Annotated in this window: 1 protein-coding gene; it reads right to left on the bottom strand. The window is 48.2% G+C overall.

The features are described from left to right. On the bottom strand, positions 1 to 1,120 hold a 1,120-nt coding region (guaA, locus tag Q0338_RS10035; RefSeq protein WP_298086600.1), incomplete at its 3' end, for a glutamine-hydrolyzing GMP synthase. Positions 1,121 to 1,123: the final 3 nt, after the last annotated feature.

The raw sequence follows: 1,123 nt of genomic DNA, 5'->3' as shown, positions 1-1,123 counted from the left end.
GGCCAAGCTCAAGGCCGAGCTGGCGCACCTCGTCTTTAAAAATTTCTCTTAAAGGCTCGATCAGCTCAAAGCTCATCCAATCAGGCAGTCCGCCCACGTTGTGGTGGCTTTTGATCGTCTTGCTAGATCCCACGACCGAGCTTTCGATGATGTCGGTATAAAGCGTGCCTTGGGCTAAAAATTTGACGTTATCGTGCTTTTTGGCCTCTTTTTCAAAAATTTCGATGAAAGTTTCGCCGATTATCTTGCGTTTTTTCTCTGGATCGGTTACGCCCGCAAGCCTTTCTAGGAAAGTTTTACTCGCATTTATGCTAACTAGCTCTACGCCAAGCTTGGTTCTAAAAGTCGCCTCGACCTGCTCGCGCTCGCCCGTTCTAAGTAGTCCGTTATCGACGAAAACCAGGATCAAATTTTGCGGTATCGCAGCGGCCAAAAGCGCGGCAGTGACAGAGCTGTCCACGCCTCCGCTAACGGCGCAAAGGACTTTTTTGTTGCCCACGGTTTCTTTGATTTTAGCGATCTGGGTTTTGGCAAAACTGCCCATATTCCACGTGCTTTCGCAGCCGCAGATATATTTAGCGAAATTTTTTAAAATTTGAGTACCAAACTCGCTGTGTTGAACCTCCGGATGAAACTGCAGAGCGTAAAATTTGCGCTTTTCGTCGCCAAACACGCAATAAGGCGAATTTTCGCTAGTCGCGATCGCCTCAAAGCCGTTAGGTAGGTTTTTTACGAGGTCGGAGTGGCTCATCCAGACGATTTGCTTTTCAGGCGTATCGGTAAAGAGCGGATGAGATTTTAGGACGTTAAGGCTTGCTTTGCCGTACTCTTTGTGAGAGGCCGGAGCGACCTCGGCGCCAAATTTATGCGCCAAAAGCTGCATGCCGTAGCAAATGCCTAAAATCGGCAGCTTTAGCTTAAATACGCCCTCGTCGCAAAAATACGCATCAGGAGCATAAACGCTAGCAGGACCGCCGCTTAGGATTATGCCTTTTGGTTTTTTTGCTTTGATCTCCTCGACCTTGACGTTAAAAGGCAAAATCTCGGTATAAACGCCTTGCTCGCGCAAGCGTCTAGCGATGAGCTGGGTGTACTGCGAGCCAAAATCCAAAACTATTATCGT

Source organism: uncultured Campylobacter sp. (assembly GCF_938018145.1).
In the GTDB taxonomy this organism is placed as follows: Bacteria; Campylobacterota; Campylobacteria; order Campylobacterales; family Campylobacteraceae; genus Campylobacter_A.
The sequence above is the reverse complement of the archived record's forward strand: the minus strand, read 5'-3'. Positions and strand labels throughout refer to the sequence as shown.